The following is a 21,116-nucleotide window of genomic DNA, read 5'->3' as shown; positions in this document are numbered from 1 at the left end:
GGCACACCATCACCTTGTCGCCGTCTTCGATCATGTTGAAGTCGGCCACGACCTGGCCGACCTGATGACGCAGGCGCTTGGCCAGCTTGGCGGCCTCATGGTGCTGCTTGCGGATGGCGTCGGGCTGGACGGCGGACATGACGGTATCGGGCGGAACGGCCCCCCATTGTAGCGGCCCGAGCGTCCCGGGTCCGGCAGGAGTAGACTTCCATGCTGTCTTTCCAGCACGCGCCCGACGTCATGCAGGTTCAGGATCAAGCCGAAATCGCCCACCTGCTGGCCGAACTGCGTGTCGAGCACCGCGATCTCGACGTCGCCATCGAGCATCTCGCCTCGTCGATGAGCCGCGACGAACTGCAGATCACCCGCCTGAAGAAGCGCAAGCTGCTGCTGAAAGACCACATCGCCCGCCTGGAAAGCCGGCTGATTCCCGATCTGGACGCCTGACGCCACGCCGGCACGCCAACCGGCGACCCGGATCGGGCCGCCTGCCGGCAAACGGGCCCGGGAACGCTGCGCCATCAGGGTCCACGCAAGGGGAAACAGGGTGACGCGGTTCGCCGGATACCGGGGTGTCATGCCTTCCTGGCAGGTATGCGACGAAGTCCCTGGCAACCGCGACACGAGCGAAAGTCTAGGTGGGCATGCCATGTCATCCCATCAGAAAAGTCTGAGAAGGAAGTCTGAGAAGCTTGCGATCGCCGGTGGGACATCGGCTGCGCGCCGGCATGCATCCGCCCGCCACTGTCGTCCGACCGGCGCGACTGCTTAAATCACCGCTCCCCGAATACCGGAGCCGCCATGCCCACGCTCACCCCGCTTCGCCTGGAAGACGACCACGTCGTGCTCGAACCGCTCACCGCCGCGCATGCGCCGGCACTGGAAGCCGCGGCGGCCGACGGTGAGCTGTGGAACCTGTGGTTCACCAGCGCACCGGCGCCGGGAGAAGCGGCGGACTACATCGCCAAGGCACTGAAGGGCCAGGCCACCGGCGCCATGCTGCCCTTCGCGGTGCGCGAAAAGACCAGTGGCGAGATCGTCGGCACCACGCGCTACTACGACTTCGCGCCGGACCTGCCGCGCGTGGCGATCGGCTACACCTGGTACGCCAGGCGCTGGCAGAAGAGCCACCTCAACACGGCCTGCAAGCGCCTGCTTTTCCAGCACGCCTTCGAGACACTGGGCTGCGTGGCGGTGGAACTGCATACCGACCATCGCAACCTCGACTCGCAACGCGCCATCGAGCGCCTTGGCGCGCAGCGCGAAGGCGTGCTGCGCAACCACAAGCGCCGCCCCGACGGCGGCCTGCGCCATACCGTGTGCTACAGCGTGATCGACAGCGAGTGGCCGGATGTCGCGCGCTGGCTGGCGATGCGGCTGGAGCGCCTGGCGGGCTGAGCGCCCCACTCCCCTGTAGGAGCGCACCCAGTGCGCGACAGACGCTCGCGATGACACCATGATGCACCCGCCACGCCGCGGTCGCGCACTGGGTGCGCTCCTACAATGGCATGACGCGCGTTACAGCAACCGCCCAATCAACCGATCCAGCCGCACCCGCCGCAGCCGCTTCAGCAGTTTGCGCACCTCGGGCGGATAGCTGCGCGCGCCCTGCAGGTCGCGATAATGGTCCAGGCGCGTCGCATGACGGCGCAGCGCCTGCCACTCCGCTTCATGTTGCTCGTGCAGTTGCCGCGAGGGATCACGCAACAGCAGGCCGTTTTCCAGATCCAGCGCCCACGCGCGGGGATTGAGGTTGTTGCCGGTAAGCACCGCCCATTCGTCGTCCACGAACAGGCCCTTGAGGTGATAGCTGTTGTCCCGGTCACGCCATAGCCACAGGTTGAGCTGACCGCTGTCGATGGCGCCCTGGTGCAGGCGTGCGAAGCGGCGCAGGTTGCTCTCGTAGAGATACGGCAACAGGCCGATGCGACTGAACGGCTGCCCGGGCGGTATGTAGAAGTCGTTGGCGGTCTTGTCGCCCACCATGATGTCGAGGCGACAGCCACGGCGCAGCAGCTGGCCGATCGCCGCGCGCACCGGCCGCGGCAGGTTGAAGTACGGCGTCAGCAGGATCACGCGCTGGCGTGCCTCGCGCAGCAGCCCCAGCAAGGTGTCGTTGAGCGCGTTGTCGCCACGTCCGAACCCCGCGAGCGGGATGACCGTGACGTCACCCTCGCCGGGGGTTTCGCCGGCGCCACCGTAGCGCGCCTGCTGCAGTGACTGGCGCAGGCGCCGGATCGGTTCCTGCATGTCGCGCGGTCGAGGCAGTGGCAGGCGATCGAAGCGCGGCACGGCATCGCTGTCGCGGAACTGGCGGGCCACGAAATCGACCATGCTGTCGGCCAGCCCGCGATGGCGGATCAGGTGATAGCGATCCAGCCGGTAGCGCTCGTGCTTCGCGAGGTAGACGTCGTTGAGGCTCGCGCCGCTGTAGAGCACGGCGTCGTCGATGATGAAGCCCTTCAGGTGCAAGACGCCGAACAGCTCGCGCGTCTGCACCGGCACGCCGCGCACGACGACGCCTTCGCCCAGTCGCTGCGCATAGTCGCGATACATCGCCGCATTGCCTTCGCTGGCGCGCTTGCCGATCAACCCCCGACGCGCGCGGTGCCAGTCGACGTAGACCTCGATGCCGAGCGATGGCCGCGCCGCGCGCGCCGCGTACAGCGCATCGAGCACCTCGCGTCCGGCGTCATCGTCCTGCAGGTACAGCGCGACCAGCACGATGCGCCGCTGGGCCTGCGCGATCATCGCCAGCAGCGTCTCGCGGAAGGCGCCTGGCCCGCTCAGCGTGGTGATGGACGCCGGCGGCACGGCGAAGTTCGGATGGCCGGACAGATCCAGGCCGCGACGGCGCCGCAGTGACAACAATCGGCGGGCGAGGCCGCGCGGCGAGGGCAGGGATCGATTCATGGGGCGCCATGTTAAGGCAACCCGGCGCCCCGGGTGGAACGCGCGGTATGTGCACCCTTCAATGTCCGACGTGACGGCGCCGTCGTTTTCGCGCAACGGCGCATGAAGCAACGTCAGTGTTCGCGCTTGTCCAGTACGCGTCGCGGCTGCACGTCGATGCTGGCGGTCATGCCCGCCGCCAGCACCACGTCCCTGGGCGCGCTGGACTCGTCGATCGCGATGCGCACCGGCACGCGCTGCGCCAGCCGCACCCAGTTGAAGGTGGGATTCACGTCGGCGAGCAGATCCTTGCCGGTCGGGTTGTCGCGGTCGGTGATGCCGCGCGCCACGCCGATGATGCGTCCCTTGAGGTGCGTGCCACCGCTCATCAGGCGGATATCCACCGGATCGCCCACGCGCAGGTGCGGCAGCTTGGTTTCCTCGAAGTAGCCGTAGATGTAGTAGCTGTGGCGATCGATCAGCGCGAGGCGCGGCGTACCGGTGGCGGCATAGTCGCCCACGCGCACGTCGAGGTTGGTCACGTAGCCGTCGACGGGGGCACGCACTTCGGTGCGCTCCAGGTCGAGCTTGGCGCGGTCCACCGCCACCTGCGCCTGCACCACCGCGGCTTCGGCCTGCTCGCGCGCGGCATTGGCCTGGTGGCCGCTGGCCTGCGCCTGCTGCCAGATCGCGCGCGCGGTCTCGGCAGCGGACTTGGCATCCGTGCGCTCCTCCTTCGGCACGACCTCGGCCAGCTGTTCGCGGCGCGTGGCCTGCTCCTGGCGCATGTCGTATTCGGCCTTGCGCGCGGCGGCGCTGGCCAGTACGGCATCGATGTTCGCGCCGGCCGCGCGCGCACTCGCCTTCGCGGCATCGAGGTTCGCCTCGGCCTGCTGCAAGGCGATGCGGAAGCGCAAGGGGTCGATCTCGAACAGCACGTCGCCCTTGTTCACTTCCTGGTTGTCGATCACCGCCACCTTCGTCACCAGGCCGGACACGTCCGGCGCGACGCGCACCACCTCCGCGCGCACGCGACCGTCGCGCGTCCAGGGCGAATACATGTAGTGCCGCCACAGGGCATGGCCCAGCAGCAGCGCCACGATGACGACGACGGCGGTGATGGCGAATCGGAGCGAGGCTTGGGGCTGGATTTTCATGTAGGTCACTCAGGGATACAGCAGAAGGCCGACTGCACCGAACAGCACGAAGAACATGGCAACGCGAAACAGCGACGGATGCCACACGTAGCGATACAGGCCATAGCGGCCGACGATGGTGTCGATCACCCACAACACCAGCAGGCACCCCAGGTAGACCAGCAGGATGCTGGGCACCAGCGCGTCGGCAAGGGCGATTTCACGTGGCATGGGGAGTCTCCGGTGCCTTCACGATGTAGGGAGCGATCGCCGATTCGTCGTCGCGCAAGGCCGTGCGCAACTGCAGCAGGTGCGCCAGCGCCGGCTGGCAGGTGGCGCGCATCTGAGGCAGCGTCTGCGTGGTCAGCGTGATGGCATGGTCGACCGCGCGATCCGCCGCCTGCCAACGCGGCTTGTCGGGGGCGTCATAAAGGCTCGCCAGTGCATCGACCGCGTGCTGTATCGCTTCGCACAGGGGCGGCGGAAGGTCGGCGTGCCGGATGTCCTGGCGCAGCTCGATGATCGCGCGGCCCGTGTCGTGCACGGCCAGGCCCCAGGCCAGCAGGCCGCGCGACTGGGCGCTATTGGGTTGGGTGAACTGCACGACCTGGTGGAACAGGTCGCGATTGGCGCTCTCGAAGCGGTAAAGCAGCCCTTCCCTGGGAGCGGTGGCCGCGTACGAGACCTGCCTGCGCAACTGCTGCAGCTGGCGCCGGCGCAACCACTCGGTGCCAAGCACCGTGGGAATGATCATGAACGCCACGCCGCTCATCATCAGGCCGAACAACGAGGCGATGGCATCGTTGAAGAAACGCTCCGGGCTGTACACCATCGGGTTCTGCAGCGCGAGGATGTACACGTAGCCCAGCGTATAGCCCGCGCCGATGCCCGGCAGCGTCGCGTTGCGCGTGGTGAGGTACGGCCCGATCAGCAAGAACGGCATCGTCGCCAGCACCAGCATGGTGAAACCGTCACTGCCGGGCAGCAGCCAGAACACCACGAAGTACGCCGCGATCATGCCCACCGCATAACCGATCCAGGTGTTGGCCGTGGCCGCCAGCGGCGACGGCGACGTGGCCAGCAGGCCGCTGAAGATCGTCGCCAGCAGCATGGCGCTCGGCCCGAACGGCCAGCCCGACCACAGCCAGAACACGCTCAACGTGATCATGGTGAGGAAGGTGCGCAGCACCGCGATCAGCGGCGCGGCGTAATCGTTGGCGCGCTTGAAGTCCACGCGTTCCACGCTACCCTTCAGGCGGCCCTGCGTTTCCCGCAGCGCCGCTTCCAGCGCCGCAAAGTCGCGCAGCTCGCTGACGAAGCGATAGAGCAGGGTCGTGCCGCTGTCGAACTCCAGCAGCAGCTCGGGGTCCTGGCGCAGGCCTTCGCGCAACTCGGCGGCCAATGGCGGCAGCGTGGTTTCGCAGGCCTCCAGCCGCGCGGCAAGCGACTTCGGCGCGGCACTTTCCGTCGGTGGTGGCGACAACGCGTGGCCCACCGGCGCGTACAGCTTGATGAGCGCGCTTGCGGTGCGCGGGTGGTTGTTGCGCTGCAGGCGATTGATCAAGTGGTGCAGCGACTGGAAGCTGGTGGCAGCCGCCATGTAACGCAGGTTGAGCAGCTGCATGCGACTGCTGCGGGCGCGTGCTTCGGGGTCCTCGAAGATCACGGAAGCACGCAGGTCTTCCAGCTGCACGGCGGCGCGCACGAAGCGCAGGTGCGCCTCTTCCATCTTCGCGCGGGGAATGGCGCCGCCCAGGCTGCCGCGCGCGAACTCGATGAAGTGCGCATAGTGCGAGCGCGCCGCGTTGCGCAGCACCTGGCGCAGGCGCTCGGGCAATACCACGTCGCTGACCAGGCCCGCCACGATGATGCCGAGCATCACCTCGCTCACGCGCATCATGGCCGAATTGAACACGTTGTACGGGTTACTGATGGCCGGCAAGGCCACGATGGCAGCCGTGTAGCCGGCCAGCACGAAGCCGTAGGACATGAAGTTGCGGTACAGCACGGCGCCCCCCGCGCATAGGCCCACCCACAACGACAGGCTCACCAGGAACAGTTCGCGCTGCTGCGGAAACGCCGACATCAGCAGCACGCCGCACAGGCTGCCCGCGCAGGTTCCAATGGCGCGGTAGAAACTCTTGGCGAGCACCATGCCGCTTTGCGGATGCATCACGATCGACACCGTGATCATCGTGGTCGAGGGTTGCTCCAGCTGGAACACCATCGACAGCCACGCGGCGATGTAGAACGCCAGCATGCACTTGAACACGAAGATCCAGGCCTGGCGTTCGGTCGCGAGGAACTCGCCCAGCCACGGCAGCGGGTGTTTCGCGGATACGTCGGAGGGCACCGCGGCCATACCTATGGCCGCTCCAGTTGCGCGAGGAACTTCTTGAGCAGGCGCTCCAGCTGCGCCGTTTCACGCGGCTGCATGTCGCCCACCTGCCGTTCCAGCAGGGTGCACACGTCCGGCAGAAATCCTTCGATCATGGCCACGCCGTCCGGCGTCAGCGACAGGGCCACCTTGCGGCGATCCTCGTCGCTGGCGTTGCGCGCGATCAGGCCCTTCTCGCTCAGCCCGTTGGTGAGCCGCGTGATGTTGGCCAGCTTTTCCCCTGCCGCATCCGCCAGCTCGGTGGGATGCATGGTGTAGTCCTCGGTGCCGTACAGCATCATCAGGAGGTTGTATTCCGGGTGATTGATGCCGTAGGGCCGCAGCATGGCATTGGCGTCGTCATGCACGCGTTTGTAGATGTGCTTGATGAGGCGAACGAGCACGGCCGGGTCCCGCGGAAACGCAGGATGCCGCTGGCGGGTGATCGCCAATCGCTGTTCGGTGGGAAGGAAGCTGCTCATGGCCGCGGGCCCAAATAGTACATATATGTAATATATACATGTGTATTTTAGGCTCGTGCGCCAAGGACCTGCAAGAGCGTCATCCCGCGCGCGTGAAAAAGGCGCCACGAGGGCGCCTTTGGCGGTGCGAGTGTGTAGGAGCGCACCCAGTGCGCGACCGCGGGGCCTCGCCGTCAGCGCTCCGTTGGCTTTTCGCGCACTGGGTGCGCTCCTACAGCAAGCCAGCCGGGCTCAGTTGTTGCCCTTGATCGGATAGGTCTCGAAACCGCCGGGCGTGGTGCCCTGGTTCGGCGGCGGCTGGTTGGGGCTTGCCTGGCGATGGGCCGGCGCCAGCTGCGCGTTGCCGCACTGGTAGGCGCCCCACGGCTGCGAGCCGTCGGTCGGTTCGCTCAGTGGCTTGATGGTGTCGGCATGCATCTTGGCCGCTTCGTTGCGCGCCATGACTTCCAGTTCGTCACGCACCTTGATGTCATTGCGATTGACCGGGCCGACATGGTCCATCACCGACACGGTGACCTTGCCCAGGTCACGGCACGACGACATATCGCCAGTCCAGGCCGTGCGAACGCCCTTGCCGGCATCGTCCAGCGTGATGCCGTAGGTACAGGCGCCGAGCAACGCGATGGGAACGAGCAACAACAGGGTCTTGCGCATGGATGACTCCGCGACAGGAAAAATAGAAGGCCGGGCGGCTGCCCGCCCGGCCTCCATCCTAACCCGGGGACGTGAACCAGTCCCCCTATGACATCAACGATTACTTGGCCGGTACCGGCTTGCCGTCGCCGTCGATCACCTGGATCTCGCCCAGCTTGAGCGCGCGCACCGGCTGCTCGATCTTCTTGAGATCACCCACGATCACCCAGGTCAGTGCCGAAGGCTTGATGATTTCCTTCAACGCCTGCTCCGCATCGGACTGGTTGATCGCTTCGGTACGGGCCTTGAGCGTCTGCACGTAGTCGTCCGGACGGCCGTACTGCACGATCTCGGTCATCGCGCCCAGCACTTCGGAACTGGTCTCGAAGCTGCCCGGCAGGCCACGCACGTTGGAGTCCTTGATCTTGTCGACCTCCTGCCCGGTCAGCGGACGCGCGCCCACCACTTCGCTGGCTTCCTTGAACACTTCGTTGGCGGACTCAGCGGTCTTGTCGGTCTGCACCGGCGCGTACATCAGGAACGGACGCTGGCCGACCGCATCGCGCATGAAGCTGAAGGCGCCGTAGGCCCAGCGCTTGTCTTCGCGCAGGTTCATGTTGAGGCGCGAGGTGAAGCTGCCGCCGAACGCGCCGTTGGCCACGTCGATGGCCAGCTCGTTCGGTGCCTTGCTGGACGGCGCCAGCAGGCCGGCGAGGATCAGCGACTGCGGTGCATCCGGCTTGTCGATCAGGAACACGCGCGGCTTGGGCTGCGCCGCCACCGTGGCGATGTTCTTCTTCGGCAAGGCGCTGGACGGCGCCTTCCAGTCGCCGAAGGCGGCTTCGAGCTGCGGAATGATCTGCTGGAGCGTGGTATCGCCGGCAACGAGGATCTTCACGTTGTCGGGGCGCAGCCAGTCACGCTGGAACGCCGTGAGGTCCGATGCCTGCATCGACTTGATCGCCGCCTCCGTGCCCGAGCCGGTGAACGGGATGCCATAGGCGTGGTTGGCGCCGTAGATGAGCGGCGGCAACGTGCGCAGCGCCAGCGCGGTGGGCTGGGTCTTCTCCTGCGCGATGCCCGCCAGCCATTGGCCGCGCACGCGCTCGATGTCCTCGCTCTTGAAGGCGGGGTTGCGCACGATGTCGGCGAACAGCGCGAGCGACGGCTGCAGCTGGTCGTTCAACGCATTGAGCGATGCCGAGCACGAGTCGAGTCCGCAACCGATGCGGGTGATCGCGCCGAGGCGCTGCTTGCGCTTGGCCACTTCCACCGAGTCGAGATCCCTGGTGCTCTCGTTCATCAGCGTGGTGGTGAAGCTGGCCGTGCCGAGCTTGCGACCCTGGTCGGCGGCGTAGCCCGCGTTGAACAGCAACTGCACGTGCGTCACCGGCACGGTATGGCGCTGCGCCAGCACGACTTCGATGCCGTTCTTGAGCTTGCCGCGCTCCAGCGCAGGGAAGCTCAAGTCCGGGAAGGTGGCCACCTTGGGCACGCCCTGGCTGCGGTCGAGTTGGCTCTTGGCCACGCTGAAGTCCTGCTTGGCAGGCATCTTCGGCACCGGCTTGCCATCGACCGGACCGAGCGCGACCACCTTGGCGTCTTCCTGTTCGCCGTTGAAGTCGTCGCCGGCGGGCAGCACGGTGAGCAGGTAGTCGCCATGGCTCAGCCATTTGTCGGAAGCGGCCTTGACGCCGGCCTGCGTGGCGGCGTCGGCGCGCTGCAGGTCCTTCTTGTAGGCGCCCGGATCACCGCGGTAGACCTGGCCCTCGGCCAGGATCACCGCCTTGCCGCCAAAGCCGCCGACCTTCTCCAGGCCGCGCACGAAGCCGGCGCGGTTGCCGATCTTGGCGCGCTCCAGTTCGTCGGCATTCGGGCCGTCGGCGAGGAATTTCTGCAGCTCGTCGTTGATCGCCGCCTCGACCTTGGCCGGATCCACGCCGTCCTTCACGTCGGCCTGGATCTGGAACTGGCTGGCCAGCGCGAACGGCGAAATGCTCGCCGACACATCGTCGACCAGCTTGTCCTGGTAGACCAGGCGCTGGTACAGGCGCGAGGTCTTGCCACCGCCGAGCACGGTGGAGGCGAGATCGAGCTGGATCGCATCGTCCGTGCCCAGCTGCGGCACCACCCAGGTGCGATAGATGCGCGGCTGCGCCACGTGGTCGTGCTGCGTGCCACGCGTGGACTTGGACAGCGGCGTGATCCACGCCTGCTGGCGCGGCACCGGCGGGCCGGCGGGGATATCGCCAAAGTACTTCTCGGCCTTGGCCTTCGCTTCGGCGACGGTGATGTCGCCGGCCAGCACCAGGGTGGTGTTGGCGGCGCCGTAGTAGTCGTGGAACCACTGCTTCACGTCGGCCAGCGAGGCCGCGTTGAGGTCGGCCATCGAGCCGATGGTGTCGTGCTGGTACGGGTGGTTGCCCGGATAGGTGTTGGACAGGATGTTCTGGTCCACGCGGCCGTAGGGGCGGTTCTCACCCTGGCGCTTTTCGTTCTGCACCACGCCGCGCTGGGTATCGAGTTCCTTCTGGCCGATGGCGCCCAGCAGGTGGCCCATGCGATCCGATTCCATCCACAGCGCCATGTCGAGCGCGGTGGTCGGCACCGTTTCGAAGTAATTGGTGCGGTCGAACCAGGTGGTGCCGTTCATGTCGGTGGCGCCGGCCAGCTCGAACGGCTGGAAGTAGGTGCCCTTGTGGTTTTCCGAGCCCGAGAACATGAGGTGCTCGAACAGGTGCGCGAAGCCGGTCTTGCCCTTGGGCTCGTCGGCCGAGCCCACGTGATACCAGATGCTCACCGCCACCACCGGCGCCTTGTGGTCCTCATGCACCACCACGGTCAGGCCATTGGGCAGGGTGAAACGGGTGTAGGCGATGTCGGGAACGGCGGTGGCGGCGGATTCCACCGCGGCGTTGGGCGCAGCGATCACCGGCAGGCCGGTCGAGACGCTGAGCAGTCCTGCGACGAGCAGGGCGAGGGGCTTTCTTGCCATCACGACACTCCTGTTGTTTCGACTTGTGAACACCGGAGGCTAGCCATGGCTCCGGGGCTTTGGCAAATGACCAATGGCAGGGGGTTTAGTGCCCGAACACTTGCCCGAACACCTGCCCGGACGACTGTCCGCCCGGCTGTCCGGCCGCGCCCGGTCGCTGTCCGCGGACAGCCAACATGCACCGGACGCCTCATCCAATTTCCAACAAACACAGTCACTTGAAGGTGAACAGGGGGTTGGCACGGGGCTTGCCATATCTACCGTGCAGGACTTACCCACTTTCATCGGAGACATGATCATGAAATTCGAAGCCTTGATGCTGCGCGGCCTGTTCGTTGCCTGCCTGCTGGTGTGTGGACTCGTGCTGGGTGCCATGGTGAATGCTTCGCCCGACGCCATCCGTCTCGCCGCCGCCGGTAGCGCCGGCCAGCTGATCGCCACCCCGGTCGCCTGCGCGCTGCCGCCCGACGGCGTGGTTTGCCCCCGGGCCAACAACGGCTGAGCACCGTTTGGCGGGTCACGGGAGAGACCCGATAATGGCTGGATGCTGCATGTCATCCTTTACCGACCGGAAATACCGCCGAATACTGGCAATGTGATCAGGTTGTGCGCCAACACCGGCGCCACGTTGCACCTGATCCGGCCCCTGGGATTCGAGCTGGACGATGCCCGCCTGCGCCGCGCAGGCCTGGACTACCACGAATATGCGCAGCTGGCCGTGCACGACGACCTCGCCAGTTGCCTCGAGGGCATCGGCCAGCCACGTGTGTTTGCGTTCTCGACGCGCGGCCGCGTCGCCCATGTCGATGCCCGCTTCGCCGCAGGCGATGCCTTGCTGTTCGGCTGCGAAACCGCCGGCCTGCCCGGCCCGGTGCTCGACGCCATTCCCGAGGCGCAACGCCTGCGCCTGCCCATGCGCCCCGACAGCCGCAGCCTGAACCTCTCCAACACCGTCGCCGTGGCGGTGTACGAGGCATGGCGGCAACTGGGTTTCACCGGCGCCGCCTGAGCGCCAGCGGTCGTGTGGGAGCGCACCCTGTGCGCGACAGGGGCATCCCATCACCCTGCTCCGGTTGGTTGTCGCGCACAGGGTGCGCTCCCACAACGGCCGGCGTTGCTGACCATCATCGCGAGGCAAACCGCCTCACCCGCTACAATCGCGACATGACCGCCTCTCCAAGCTCCCTGCTGCCCCGTCCGCTGCGCGCCCTTGCCGGCCGCGCGCTGGAAACCGCGCTCAATCATACGCTGTCGCTGGATCCTGAAACGGTCACGCGCCTGTCCACGCTCGATGGCCGCAGCGTGCAGCTGCATCTGCGCGGCCCCGAGCTCGCGCTGTCGGTGACGGTGGAAGGCGATCGGCTGAAGGTCGGACCGGCCAGGGAAGGCAGCCATCTGCGCGTCGCCGCCACGCCGGGCAGCCTGCTGGGCATGCTGGTGAAGCGCGACGACGAAGGCGTGGCGCCGGGCAAGGTGGACATCGCCGGCGATGCCGATCTTGCGCGCCGCCTGGAAAAACTCGCCAGCAAGTTCGCGCCGGATTTCGAAGAAGCCTTCGCGCGCACCTTCGGGGAAGTGCTCGGTGTGCCGCTCGCCAAGGCCGTACGCACGGGCCTCGCGCATGCCAGGGAAACGGCGAGCCACCTCAGCACCGACACCGCCGACTGGCTGCGCGACGAGATTCGCGTCGCCGCCGCGCCAGGCGAAGTGGAAAGCTTTCTCGACGGCGTGGACGATCTGCGCGAGCGCAGCGAGCGGTTGGAAGCACGCCTTGCCCGCCTCGAGCAGCGCCTGAAGAAAGGACCGGCCGCGTGACGACACCCCTGAAGGTCGTACCGCGCGTGATGCGCGTCGCCTCCGTGCTGCTCGCCTATCGACTGGACGAACTGGTCGACGCCGCCCACCTGTTCCGCCCGCTCAAGCTGGTGCGCCCGCTGGTGGCGAAGCCGCGCGTCAATGTGGACGGCCTCTCGCGCGGTGCACGCCTGCGGCTGGCGCTCACCGACCTCGGCCCCATCTTCGTGAAGGCCGGCCAGGTGCTGTCCACGCGACGGGACCTGGTTCCCGCCGACATCGCCGATGAACTCGCGCAATTGCAGGACCAGGTGCCGCCGTTCCCCGGCGCCGAGGCGCGCGCCATCGTCGAGCAGGAGTTGAAGGCGCCGGTCGCCACGCTGTACGCCGCCTTCGACGAAACGCCGCTCGCCTCCGCCTCCATCGCGCAGGTGCACGCCGCCACGCTGCATGACGGCAGCGCCGTGGTGGTGAAGGTGCTGCGCCCGGGCATCGACCGGCAGATCGAGCGTGACGTGAAGTTGCTGCGCTCGCTGGGCGAACTGGCCCAGCGCTGGCATCCCAACGCCGACAAGATCCGCCCGCTCGACGTGGTGGCCGAAGTCGAGAAGATGCTGGAAAACGAGCTGGACCTGCAGCGCGAAGGCGCCAGCGCCAGCCTGCTTCGGCGCAACTTCGAAAGCGGCGTGGACATGTACGTGCCGGCCGTGCATTGGGATCTCACCGCCGCGCGCGTGCTGACCCTGGAGCGTGTCTACGGCGTCAGTTGCGACGACATCGCCGCGCTCGACGCCGCGGGCGTGGACCGCAAGGCGCTCGCGGTGAAAGGCGTGCGCCTGTTCTACGAACAGGTGTTCCGCGACAACTTCTTCCACGCCGACGCGCACCCCGGCAACATCTGGGTGGACACCGCGCGCCCCGGCGAACCGCGCTTCATCGCGCTGGATTTCGGCATCATGGGTTCGCTGCCGGAAGAGGACCAGTACTGGCTGGCGCAGAATTTCATCGCGCTGTTCGAGCGCGACTACGCGCGCATCGCACAGCTGCACGTCGACGCCGGCTGGATGCCTTCCACCGTGCGCCTCGATGAACTCACTGCCGCGGTGCGCACCGTATGCGAGCCGTATTTCACGCGGCCGCTCTCCCAGATCTCGCTGGCGGAACTGGTGGTCAAGCTGTTCCAGACCGCGCGCCGCTACGAACTCACGCTGCAACCGCAACTGATCCTGCTGCAGAAGACCCTGCTCAACATCGAAGGCGTGGGCCGCATGCTCGATCCGCAGATCGACATCTGGGCGGTGGCACATCCGGTGCTCAAGCGCATCCTGCGCGAGCGCTACAGCCCGCGCCGCACGCTGCGCGAGATGCGTCGCCGCCTGCCCGAATGGTTCCACGCGGCGCCGCAGTTTCCCGAGTTGATGCGCGATGCGCTGCGCCAGGTGGCGAAAGGCGAGCGGCATACGATCGGCGACCCGCGCGAGCTTGAACTACAGCGCGAGGAAGCGCAGCGCACGCGTCGTGCGCTCTCGTTCGGCTTGCTCGGCAGCAGCCTGCTGGTGGGCAGCGCGGTGCTGTGGACGCAGGCGCCGGCACAGGCCGCGTGGCATGCCACGGCGGTGGGCGTGGCCGGACTCATTTCTTTCGCAGTGGGCTGGCCACGCCGCTGATCCACCCTCACCGTCATTCCGGCGAAAGCCGGAATCCAGCGCCTTTCGCTTTCGCTCGCAGGCAACCCCGATCAAAGGCACTGGATCCCGGCTTTCGCCGGGATGACGATGAGGAATTCCGAAAGCCACGCAGCTATCGCGCCATATCCGAACACTTCCATGCTCGACATCCTCTATCAAGACGACGCCCTCATCGCGGTCAACAAACCCGCGGGCCTCGCCGTGCACCGCTCCAAGATGGTCGGCAATGCGGAGGCGTTCCTGATCGATCTGTTGCGCGAACAGGTCGGCGGCGTCACCTACCTCGCCCATCGATTGGATCGCGCGACCAGCGGCGTGCTGCTCGTGGCGCGGTCCAGCGAGATCGCCGCCGCGCTGGGCGAGCAGTTCATGGGGCGCGACGTGCACAAGCAGTACCTCGCCGTCGTGCGTGGCTGGCCGGAGCCGGAAGCGGCGGAGATCGACTACCCCCTGCCCGGCTCGCGCGAAACCGGCCCGCGCCGCGAGGCCCGCACCTCGTACCAGCGCCTGGCGACGGTGGAGGTGCCCATCGCGCTGGGCCGCTACCCGCAGCAGCGCTATGCCCTCGTGCGGGCCGAACCGCACACTGGCCGGTTCCGCCAGATCCGCAAGCACATGGCGCACATCCACCATCCGATCATCGGCGACTGCCAGCACGGACGCGGCGACCACAACCGCCTGTACAAGCAGTACTTCGGCTGCCATCGCATGCTGCTGCACGCATGGCGGCTGAGCTTCGCCCATCCGGTCAGCGGCGCGCCCATGCGCCTCGAGGCGCCATTGGATGCCGCCTATCGCGCCCTTCTCGAACGCTTCGGCTGGTCGCTGCCCGGGTAATGCGGCGGCGCGCCATGGCGGCACGTCACGCGGGCCCGCTAAACTTCGCATCATGCTCACCGTCAGCCGTTCCATCGTCCTGCCAGAGACCGAGCTGACCGAGCGCTTCCTGCGTGCCGACGGTCCCGGTGGGCAGCACGTCAATCGCACCGAAAGCGCCGTCGAACTGCGCTTCGACGTGGCACGTTCGCCATCACTGCCCGACGCGGTGCGCGAACGCCTGCTTGCCCGCCGCGATCGCCGGCTCACCGACGACGGCGTGCTGGTGATCCAGGCGCGACGCTTCCGCGACCAGGGCCGCAATCGCGAGGACGCGCGCGAACGCCTGGTCGAAGTCATCCGCGCCGCGCTGGTGGTTCCCAAGACGCGCATCGCCACCAAACCCACCCGCGCTTCGAAAGAGCGCCGCCTCGCCGGCAAGCAGCAGCGAGGCAAGATCAAGCAAACGCGTTCGCGTGACTGGAGTCGTGAATGAGTACCCGGATGTTGCCATCCGCCCCGCCTGAAGCACCGAAGCTCAACAGCCGTTTCTGGCCGTGGCTGGCGCGCGTGCTGCTGCGCCTGAGCGGTTGGCGCCTGGTCGGCGAATTGCCGAACGAACCCAAGCTCATCATCATCGGCGCGCCGCATTCGTCCTATTGGGACGGCTATTACGGCCTGCTGATGAAAATCGGCCTGGGCGTGGACATCAACATCATCATCAAGCGTGAAGTGCTCGACGGCCCCCTGGGCCTCATCCTGCGCCCCATTGGCATGATCGGCATCAACCGCAGCGCCGCGCTCAACGTGGTCGGCCAGATGGTGAAGCGCTTCGCCGAGAAGGACCGCATGTGGCTGGGCATCACGCCCGAGGGCACGCGCAAGAAGGTGAAGCACTGGAAGTCAGGCTTTCTGCGCATCGCGCACGACGCCAACGTGCCCATCCAGACGCTCTTCCTCGATTACCCGACCAAGACCTTCACCTTCGGCCCCGTGGTACGCGCCACCGGTGACCACGACGCGGACATGACGCGGATCCGCGCGCTGTTCACGCCCTATCGAGGCAAGCACCGCAACGCTTGATTTGTGCGGTCATCCGTGACCGCGAAGGTCAAGAAGCAGCCATCCATGGCTGCACTTCCCAAGGGTGCGGTCATCCGTGACCGCGAAGACCAAGAAGCAGCCATCCATGGCTGCACTTCTCGAGGAGTGCAGTCATTCACTTAGCAGGTAATCCCGGTGACTTCGCTAGGCATCCAGCATTTCGACGCGTTCCTGCTCGCCTGCATCGCGCTGAACCTGACGCCGGGGCTGGATACCTTCTACATCCTCACCCGCAGCGGCCGCGAAGGCCGCGTGGTGGGGGCGATGGCGGCGCTTGGCATCAATGCCGGCTGCATCGTGCACACGCTGGCTGCAGTGCTGGGCATTTCGGCGATCCTCATGACCTCCGCACTCGCCTTCAGCGTGCTGAAGTATCTCGGCGCCGCCTACCTCGTGTGGATCGGCCTGCGCATGCTGCTGGCACGCGGTAGCGCACGGCAACCCACGGTGACGCGCGGCAAGGGTCTGGGCGCCGCGTTCCGGCAGGGCATGCTCACCAATGTGCTCAACCCGAAGGTGGCACTGTTCTTCCTTGCATTCCTGCCGCAGTTCGTGTCGATGCACGCGGCTCATCCGCAGCTCGGCCTGCTGGTGCTCGGCCTGAGTTTCATTGGCACCGGCACATTGTGGTCGATGGTGCTCGCGCTGCTGGGAGGCCACATCCACCACCTGCTCACCACGCGGCCGCGCTTGGGCCAGTGGATGGATCGCGCGTGCGGCACCGTGCTGCTGGGCTTCGGCGTGAAGCTGGCGCTGCAGCGGCAGGCGTAACCCGGCGAGGCTCGCTCCTTTTGTGGGAGCGCACCCTGTGCGCGACCGCCGCGCTCCGCCTCATCGCAACATCCGATGTCGCGATCGCGCAACGGTGCCGCTTCACCGCTCCGTCGGTCGTCGCGCACAGGGTGCGCTCCCACAAAAGGGGCTTTGCGCGATCAACGCTCGGAATGGCCCGACTCGTCGTAATCGCGATAGGTCAGCAAGCCCGGCCGCACCAGGTCCACGAACGCCCTCGCCTCCGCGCTGAGGAACTTGCCCTTGCGCATCACCACGCCGTAGCTGCGCTGCGGGAAATACTGCTTCATGTTTCGGACGGCCAAACGCGAACGGTCCGACTCGGTGATGCAGATGCCGGTCACGATGGAAATGCCCAGCCCCATCGCCACGTATTCCTTGATCACGTCCCAGCCACCCACTTCGATCGCCACGCGATAGGGCACCTGTCGCTGCTGGAACACCAGGTCCACCAGCCGGTAGGTGGACAAACGTTGTGGTGGCAGGATCAGGCCGTAAGGCGAGAGATCCTGCAATGTCAGCGAGTCCTTCGATGCCAGCGGGTGGTCGAGTGGCGTGATCAGCATGGGGTCGTAGTGATAGACCGGCGCCCAGGCGATGTCATTGGGCACGTCCAGCATCGAACCCACCGCGAAATCCGCCTCGTCGGCGCGCAGCAGCGCGAGGCCGTCCTTGCCGGTCACGTTGGCGAGCTGCAACTGCACGTCGGGAAATTGCTCGCGATAGCGCCGCACCAGGTCGGGCAGCAGGTACTGGATGGTCGACGTGCCCGCCGCGATGGTCAGTCGCCCGCCCTGCAAGCCCTTCACCTTGGCCTGGAAGTCGCGGTCGAGGTTCTCCCAACCCTCGACCAGCGGGCGCGCCAGCTCGTAAAGCGCTTCACCTGCGTCGGTGAGGTTGATGCGGCGGCGCCGGCGCTCCAGCAGGTTCACACCCAGCTCCCGCTCCAGCGCCTGCAGCTGGAGGCTCACGGTGGGTTGAGACAGGTACAGGGCCTCGGCGGCGCGGGTCAGCGTGCCCAGCTTCACCGTGTAGACGAAGGCGCGCATCTGCTTCTGGCGATTGCCCTTGTAGTAGTAGCGTCCCGCCCCTGCCCCTTCCTCGCGATCGTCTTTTCGGCGCGCCGAAGGGCCGACGCGCGCTTTTTTCGGTCTGTTCAGCCGCTTTTCGGTGATCTTCATGCCTTTCAACTCAACAAGTTGCGATACGTATTAAGAATAACAATATCAAAAATTGAAACATTTGCTTTGTCAAAGCAAGTTTCCGTGACCTAGTGTCATCCCATCGTCATCGCGGAGATCGGTCATGGCTGTCCCCAAGGAACGCATCACCCTGTCGCCGGCCCAGGTCGAGGGTTCGGTCGGGCGCGAGCACAGCGCCATCCTCACCCCGGAGGCCCTCGCCTTCCTGGCGCAGCTGCACCGCCAGTTCGATGGTTGCCGCCGTGTGCTGCTGGCCGCACGCCATGCCCGGCAGGCCCGCTTCGATGCCGGCGAGCTGCCCGACTTCCGCCCCGACACGGCGGCCATCCGCGAAGGCCACTGGACCGTCGCCCCCATCCCGGCCGCCCTGCGCGATCGCCGCGTGGAGATCACCGGACCGGTCGAGCGCAAGATGATCATCAACGCGCTGAATTCCGGCGCGAAGGTGTTCATGGCCGACTTCGAGGATTCCTCGGCACCCAGCTTCGCCAACCAGATCGACGGCCAGATCAACCTGCGCGACGCGGTCGCCGGTTCGATCGAGTACACCTCGCCGGAAGGCAAGCACTACCGCGTCAACGACAACCCGGCCGTGCTGATCGTGCGTCCGCGCGGCTGGCATCTGCCGGAGCGCCACATCACGGTCGACGGCGAGCCGATGTCCGGCGCGCTGGTGGACTTTGGCCTGTTCGCCTTCCACAACGCCCGCAAGCTCAACGCGCGCGACCGCGGCCCGTACTTCTACCTGCCCAAACTGCAGGCGATGGAAGAGGCGGCGCTGTGGGACGAAGTGATGGCCGCGACCGAAGCCGCGCTCGACCTGCCGCCGGAGTCCATGAAGGTCACCGTGCTGATCGAAACACTGCCGGCGGTGTTCCAGATGCACGAGATCCTGCACGCACTGCGTGGCCGCATCGTCGGCCTCAACTGTGGCCGCTGGGATTACATCTTTTCCTACCTGAAGACCTTCCGCGCGCACCGCGACCGCCTGCTGCCCGATCGTGGCCAGGTGCAGATGACGGTGCCATTCCTGAAGGCCTATTCGGAACTGCTGATCCAGACCTGCCATCGCCGCGGCGCCTTCGCCATGGGCGGCATGGCCGCGCAGATACCGATCAAGGGCGACGACGCCGCGAACGAGGCCGCGCTGGCCAAGGTGCGCGCCGACAAGCTGCGCGAAGTGCAGGCGGGCCATGACGGCACCTGGGTTGCGCATCCCGCGCTGGTGCCGGTGGCGCAGGAGGTGTTCGACAGGTACATGCCTTCGCCGAACCAGCTCAACGTGGTGCGCGCCGACGTCGACGTGCAAGGTGGCCAGCTGATCGCGCCGTGCAGCGGCACGATCACGCGCGAAGGCTTCGACAACAACGTGGAAGTGGCGCTGCGCTACACCGCGTCGTGGCTGGACGGGCAGGGCTGCGTGCCGATCCATCACCTGATGGAAGACGCCGCCACCGCCGAGATCGCACGCGCCCAGCTGTGGCAGTGGCTGCACCTGGGGCCGCTGGAATTCACCGACCACGCGCCGATCGACTTCGCGTTGTTCGACCACTCGCTGACCAAGCACACGCATCGCCTGCTCGAAGGCAACGGCCCTTGCGCGCATCGCGCGGAACAGGCTGCCGCCTTGCTCAGGCAGCTCACGCACGCCGACGAACTCGGCGATTTCCTCACCCTGGCCGCCTACGAACAGCTCGCCTGATCGCCAGGCCAAACCCTGTGGGAGCGCACCCTGTGCGCGACAACCTGACGAAGCGATGCGCCACTGCTCCGCGGTCGCGCACAGGGTGCGCTCCCACAACGCATTCGCCTATGCAACGGAGTGATGTCATGAAGAACACGCTGCCCACCACCGAACAGATCGCGCTCGACTGGAAGAACAACCCCCGTTGGAACGATATCCAGCGCAACTACGGCGCCGACGATGTCGCCCGCCTGCGCGGCACCGTGCCGGTGGAGCATTCCCTGGCCCGCCGTGGCGCCGAGCGCCTGTGGAAGTCGCTGCACCAGGAGGATTTCGTCAACGCGCTCGGCGCACTCACCGGCAACCAGGCCATGCAGCAGGTGAAGGCCGGCCTGCAGGCGATCTATCTCAGCGGCTGGCAGGTGGCCGCCGATGCGAACCTCGCCGGCGAGATGTATCCCGACCAGTCGCTGTATCCGGCCAATTCCGTGCCGCAGGTGGTGAAGCGCATCAACAACACGCTGCTGCGCGCCGACCAGCTGCATCATGCCGAAGGCACCGACGAGATCGACTGGATGGTGCCGATCGTGGCCGACGCGGAAGCGGGCTTCGGCGGCGTGCTCAACGCGTTCGAACTGATGAAGGCGATGATCGAGGCGGGCGCCGCCGGCGTGCACTTCGAAGACCAGCTGGCCTCGGTGAAGAAGTGCGGCCACATGGGCGGCAAGGTGCTGGTGCCGACGCGCGAGGCGGTGGACAAGCTCAATGCCGCGCGCCTCGCCGCCGACGTGCTCGGCGTGCCCACGCTGATCGTCGCGCGCACCGACGCGGACGCCGCGGATCTGCTCACCTCCGACATCGACGACAACGACAAGCCGTTCGTCACCGGAGAGCGCACGGTGGAAGGCTTCTTCCGTGTTCGTCCCGGCATCGACCAGGCCATCAGCCGCGGCCTGGCGTATGCGCCGTATGCCGATCTCGTGTGGTGCGAGACCAGCAAGCCCAACCTGGAAGAGGCGCGCAAGTTCGCCCAAGCGATCCACGCGAAGTATCCCGGCAAGCTGCTGGCCTACAACTGCTCGCCCAGCTTCAACTGGAAGAAGAACCTGGACGACGCCACCATCGCGACCTTCCAGAAGGAACTGGGCGCGATGGGTTACAAGTTCCAGTTCATCACCCTGGCTGGCTTCCACAGCCTCAACTACGGCATGTTCGACCTCGCCTACGGCTATGCTCGCCGCCAGATGAGCGCCTTCGTGGAACTGCAGGAGAAGGAGTTTGCCGCCGCCGAGCGGGGCTTCACCGCGGTGAAGCACCAGCGCGAAGTCGGCACGGGCTACTTCGACGCCGTGACCCAGGCCATCCAGCAGGGCCAGTCGTCCACCACCGCGCTCAAGGGTTCCACCGAGGAGGCGCAGTTCCACGCCTCCCGTCACGCCAGTGCGGCGTGATCCAGGGTCTGTTGACGCTATGGGCGTAGCTCGCGCCGGGAGCGTTGACAGGCCCTGGGATTCCCGTCGC

At 66.6% G+C, this 21,116-nt stretch carries 20 protein-coding genes and 1 pseudogene; 12 read left to right on the top strand and 9 right to left on the bottom strand.

Features of this window, described 5'->3' with window-relative positions; all coding sequences use genetic code 11:
* Positions 1–139: pseudogene (locus tag JMF82_RS00810) on the bottom strand (tRNA 2-thiocytidine(32) synthetase TtcA); the annotation flags it as partial.
* Positions 140–240: 101 nt separating this feature from the next.
* On the opposite strand from JMF82_RS00810, the gene JMF82_RS00805 reads away from it, so the two are divergent.
* Together JMF82_RS00805 and JMF82_RS00800 are read left to right on the top strand one after the other, a co-directional pair.
* The gene (locus JMF82_RS00805) at positions 241–447 is read left to right on the top strand and encodes a DUF465 domain-containing protein (protein ID WP_111984763.1); all 207 of its coding nucleotides are present in this window, start codon (positions 241–243) and stop codon (positions 445–447) included.
* A 354-nt stretch (positions 448–801) separates the two neighbouring features.
* Positions 802–1,398, top strand: coding sequence for a GNAT family protein (locus JMF82_RS00800; RefSeq protein ID WP_201312626.1), 597 nt, complete (start codon positions 802–804; stop codon positions 1,396–1,398).
* A 120-nt stretch (positions 1,399–1,518) separates the two neighbouring features.
* On the opposite strand, the gene pssA is transcribed toward JMF82_RS00800, so the two are convergent.
* The 7 genes from pssA to JMF82_RS00765 form a co-directional block, all read right to left on the bottom strand.
* Positions 1,519–2,913, bottom strand: coding sequence for a CDP-diacylglycerol--serine O-phosphatidyltransferase (pssA, locus tag JMF82_RS00795; RefSeq protein WP_201312625.1), 1,395 nt, complete (start codon positions 2,911–2,913; stop codon positions 1,519–1,521).
* Between the two features lie 113 nt (positions 2,914–3,026).
* Positions 3,027–4,049, bottom strand: a complete 1,023-nt coding sequence (locus tag JMF82_RS00790; protein WP_201312624.1) for an HlyD family secretion protein — start codon at positions 4,047–4,049, stop codon at positions 3,027–3,029.
* A 9-nt stretch (positions 4,050–4,058) separates the two neighbouring features.
* Complete coding sequence (locus JMF82_RS00785; RefSeq protein WP_201312623.1) at positions 4,059–4,259, bottom strand: DUF1656 domain-containing protein; 201 nt, start codon at positions 4,257–4,259, stop codon at positions 4,059–4,061.
* Positions 4,249–6,390 (bottom strand): FUSC family protein, encoded by a 2,142-nt coding sequence (locus tag JMF82_RS00780; protein ID WP_201312622.1) that lies wholly within the window; start codon positions 6,388–6,390, stop codon positions 4,249–4,251. Before JMF82_RS00780 ends, JMF82_RS00785 begins: the two co-directional genes overlap by 11 nt.
* Before the next feature lie 2 nt (positions 6,391–6,392).
* Positions 6,393–6,887 (bottom strand): MarR family transcriptional regulator, encoded by a 495-nt coding sequence (locus JMF82_RS00775; protein ID WP_201312621.1) that lies wholly within the window; start codon positions 6,885–6,887, stop codon positions 6,393–6,395.
* Positions 6,888–7,118: 231 nt separating this feature from the next.
* Complete coding sequence (locus JMF82_RS00770) at positions 7,119–7,541, bottom strand: DUF4156 domain-containing protein (RefSeq protein ID WP_201312620.1); 423 nt, start codon at positions 7,539–7,541, stop codon at positions 7,119–7,121.
* 100 nt (positions 7,542–7,641) lie between these two features.
* The gene (locus JMF82_RS00765; protein WP_201312619.1) at positions 7,642–10,515 is read right to left on the bottom strand and encodes a pitrilysin family protein; all 2,874 of its coding nucleotides are present in this window, start codon (positions 10,513–10,515) and stop codon (positions 7,642–7,644) included.
* A gap of 298 nt (positions 10,516–10,813) precedes the next feature.
* On the opposite strand from JMF82_RS00765, the gene JMF82_RS00760 reads away from it, so the two are divergent.
* The 8 genes from JMF82_RS00760 to JMF82_RS00725 all read left to right on the top strand — a co-directional run bounded on the left by JMF82_RS00760 (position 10,814) and on the right by JMF82_RS00725 (position 16,688).
* Positions 10,814–11,017 (top strand): hypothetical protein, encoded by a 204-nt coding sequence (locus JMF82_RS00760; RefSeq protein WP_111984865.1) that lies wholly within the window; start codon positions 10,814–10,816, stop codon positions 11,015–11,017.
* Between the two features lie 42 nt (positions 11,018–11,059).
* Positions 11,060–11,524, top strand: coding sequence for a tRNA (uridine(34)/cytosine(34)/5-carboxymethylaminomethyluridine(34)-2'-O)-methyltransferase TrmL (gene trmL / locus JMF82_RS00755; RefSeq protein WP_201312618.1), 465 nt, complete (start codon positions 11,060–11,062; stop codon positions 11,522–11,524).
* 155 nt (positions 11,525–11,679) lie between these two features.
* Positions 11,680–12,330, top strand: a complete 651-nt coding sequence (locus JMF82_RS00750; protein ID WP_201312617.1) for an SCP2 sterol-binding domain-containing protein — start codon at positions 11,680–11,682, stop codon at positions 12,328–12,330.
* Positions 12,331–12,359: 29 nt separating this feature from the next.
* Positions 12,360–13,976 (top strand): ubiquinone biosynthesis regulatory protein kinase UbiB, encoded by a 1,617-nt coding sequence (gene ubiB, locus JMF82_RS00745; protein ID WP_201312639.1) that lies wholly within the window; start codon positions 12,360–12,362, stop codon positions 13,974–13,976.
* A 159-nt stretch (positions 13,977–14,135) separates the two neighbouring features.
* A complete protein-coding gene (locus JMF82_RS00740) occupies positions 14,136–14,834 on the top strand; it encodes a pseudouridine synthase (RefSeq protein WP_201312616.1) in 699 nt (232 codons plus the stop codon).
* Positions 14,835–14,886: 52 nt separating this feature from the next.
* Positions 14,887–15,309, top strand: a complete 423-nt coding sequence (arfB, locus tag JMF82_RS00735) for an alternative ribosome rescue aminoacyl-tRNA hydrolase ArfB (RefSeq protein WP_201312615.1) — start codon at positions 14,887–14,889, stop codon at positions 15,307–15,309.
* A gap of 8 nt (positions 15,310–15,317) precedes the next feature.
* Positions 15,318–15,896, top strand: a complete 579-nt coding sequence (locus tag JMF82_RS00730; RefSeq protein WP_236585224.1) for a 1-acyl-sn-glycerol-3-phosphate acyltransferase — start codon at positions 15,318–15,320, stop codon at positions 15,894–15,896.
* 156 nt (positions 15,897–16,052) lie between these two features.
* On the top strand, positions 16,053–16,688 hold the full coding sequence (locus JMF82_RS00725; protein ID WP_201312613.1) for a LysE family translocator: 636 nt from the start codon (positions 16,053–16,055) through the stop codon (positions 16,686–16,688).
* Between the two features lie 161 nt (positions 16,689–16,849).
* On the opposite strand, the gene JMF82_RS00720 is transcribed toward JMF82_RS00725, so the two are convergent.
* Positions 16,850–17,890, bottom strand: a complete 1,041-nt coding sequence (locus JMF82_RS00720; protein ID WP_201312612.1) for a LysR family transcriptional regulator — start codon at positions 17,888–17,890, stop codon at positions 16,850–16,852.
* Between the two features lie 124 nt (positions 17,891–18,014).
* Between JMF82_RS00720 and aceB the strand changes: the two genes are divergently transcribed.
* Positions 18,015–19,613, top strand: coding sequence for a malate synthase A (gene aceB / locus JMF82_RS00715; RefSeq protein ID WP_201312611.1), 1,599 nt, complete (start codon positions 18,015–18,017; stop codon positions 19,611–19,613).
* Between the two features lie 128 nt (positions 19,614–19,741).
* Positions 19,742–21,046 (top strand): isocitrate lyase, encoded by a 1,305-nt coding sequence (gene aceA, locus JMF82_RS00710; RefSeq protein ID WP_201312610.1) that lies wholly within the window; start codon positions 19,742–19,744, stop codon positions 21,044–21,046.
* The last annotated feature ends 70 nt before the right edge of the window (positions 21,047–21,116 follow it).

The sequence above is a fragment of the Dyella sp. EPa41 genome (assembly GCF_016586165.1).
GTDB lineage: Bacteria > Pseudomonadota > Gammaproteobacteria > Xanthomonadales > Rhodanobacteraceae > Dyella.
This window is presented reverse-complemented; position numbering and strand designations above follow the sequence as displayed.

What these genes read in the sequence shown, in the direction of transcription:
- JMF82_RS00805 (WP_111984763.1), top strand. Translation starts at nt 241, where the DNA reads ATGCAGGTTCAGGATCAAGCCGAAATCGCCCACCTGCTGGCCGAACTG.
- JMF82_RS00800 (WP_201312626.1), top strand. Translation starts at nt 802, where the DNA reads ATGCCCACGCTCACCCCGCTTCGCCTGGAAGACGACCACGTCGTGCTC.
- pssA (WP_201312625.1), bottom strand. Translation starts at nt 2,913, where the DNA reads ATGAATCGATCCCTGCCCTCGCCGCGCGGCCTCGCCCGCCGATTGTTG.
- JMF82_RS00790 (WP_201312624.1), bottom strand. Translation starts at nt 4,049, where the DNA reads ATGAAAATCCAGCCCCAAGCCTCGCTCCGATTCGCCATCACCGCCGTC.
- JMF82_RS00785 (WP_201312623.1), bottom strand. Translation starts at nt 4,259, where the DNA reads ATGCCACGTGAAATCGCCCTTGCCGACGCGCTGGTGCCCAGCATCCTG.
- JMF82_RS00780 (WP_201312622.1), bottom strand. Translation starts at nt 6,390, where the DNA reads ATGGCCGCGGTGCCCTCCGACGTATCCGCGAAACACCCGCTGCCGTGG.
- JMF82_RS00775 (WP_201312621.1), bottom strand. Translation starts at nt 6,887, where the DNA reads ATGAGCAGCTTCCTTCCCACCGAACAGCGATTGGCGATCACCCGCCAG.
- JMF82_RS00770 (WP_201312620.1), bottom strand. Translation starts at nt 7,541, where the DNA reads ATGCGCAAGACCCTGTTGTTGCTCGTTCCCATCGCGTTGCTCGGCGCC.
- JMF82_RS00765 (WP_201312619.1), bottom strand. Translation starts at nt 10,515, where the DNA reads ATGGCAAGAAAGCCCCTCGCCCTGCTCGTCGCAGGACTGCTCAGCGTC.
- JMF82_RS00760 (WP_111984865.1), top strand. Translation starts at nt 10,814, where the DNA reads ATGAAATTCGAAGCCTTGATGCTGCGCGGCCTGTTCGTTGCCTGCCTG.
- trmL (WP_201312618.1), top strand. Translation starts at nt 11,060, where the DNA reads ATGCTGCATGTCATCCTTTACCGACCGGAAATACCGCCGAATACTGGC.
- JMF82_RS00750 (WP_201312617.1), top strand. Translation starts at nt 11,680, where the DNA reads ATGACCGCCTCTCCAAGCTCCCTGCTGCCCCGTCCGCTGCGCGCCCTT.
- ubiB (WP_201312639.1), top strand. Translation starts at nt 12,360, where the DNA reads ATGCGCGTCGCCTCCGTGCTGCTCGCCTATCGACTGGACGAACTGGTC.
- JMF82_RS00740 (WP_201312616.1), top strand. Translation starts at nt 14,136, where the DNA reads ATGCTCGACATCCTCTATCAAGACGACGCCCTCATCGCGGTCAACAAA.
- arfB (WP_201312615.1), top strand. Translation starts at nt 14,887, where the DNA reads ATGCTCACCGTCAGCCGTTCCATCGTCCTGCCAGAGACCGAGCTGACC.
- JMF82_RS00730 (WP_236585224.1), top strand. Translation starts at nt 15,318, where the DNA reads ATGTTGCCATCCGCCCCGCCTGAAGCACCGAAGCTCAACAGCCGTTTC.
- JMF82_RS00720 (WP_201312612.1), bottom strand. Translation starts at nt 17,890, where the DNA reads ATGAAGATCACCGAAAAGCGGCTGAACAGACCGAAAAAAGCGCGCGTC.
- aceB (WP_201312611.1), top strand. Translation starts at nt 18,015, where the DNA reads ATGGCTGTCCCCAAGGAACGCATCACCCTGTCGCCGGCCCAGGTCGAG.
- aceA (WP_201312610.1), top strand. Translation starts at nt 19,742, where the DNA reads ATGAAGAACACGCTGCCCACCACCGAACAGATCGCGCTCGACTGGAAG.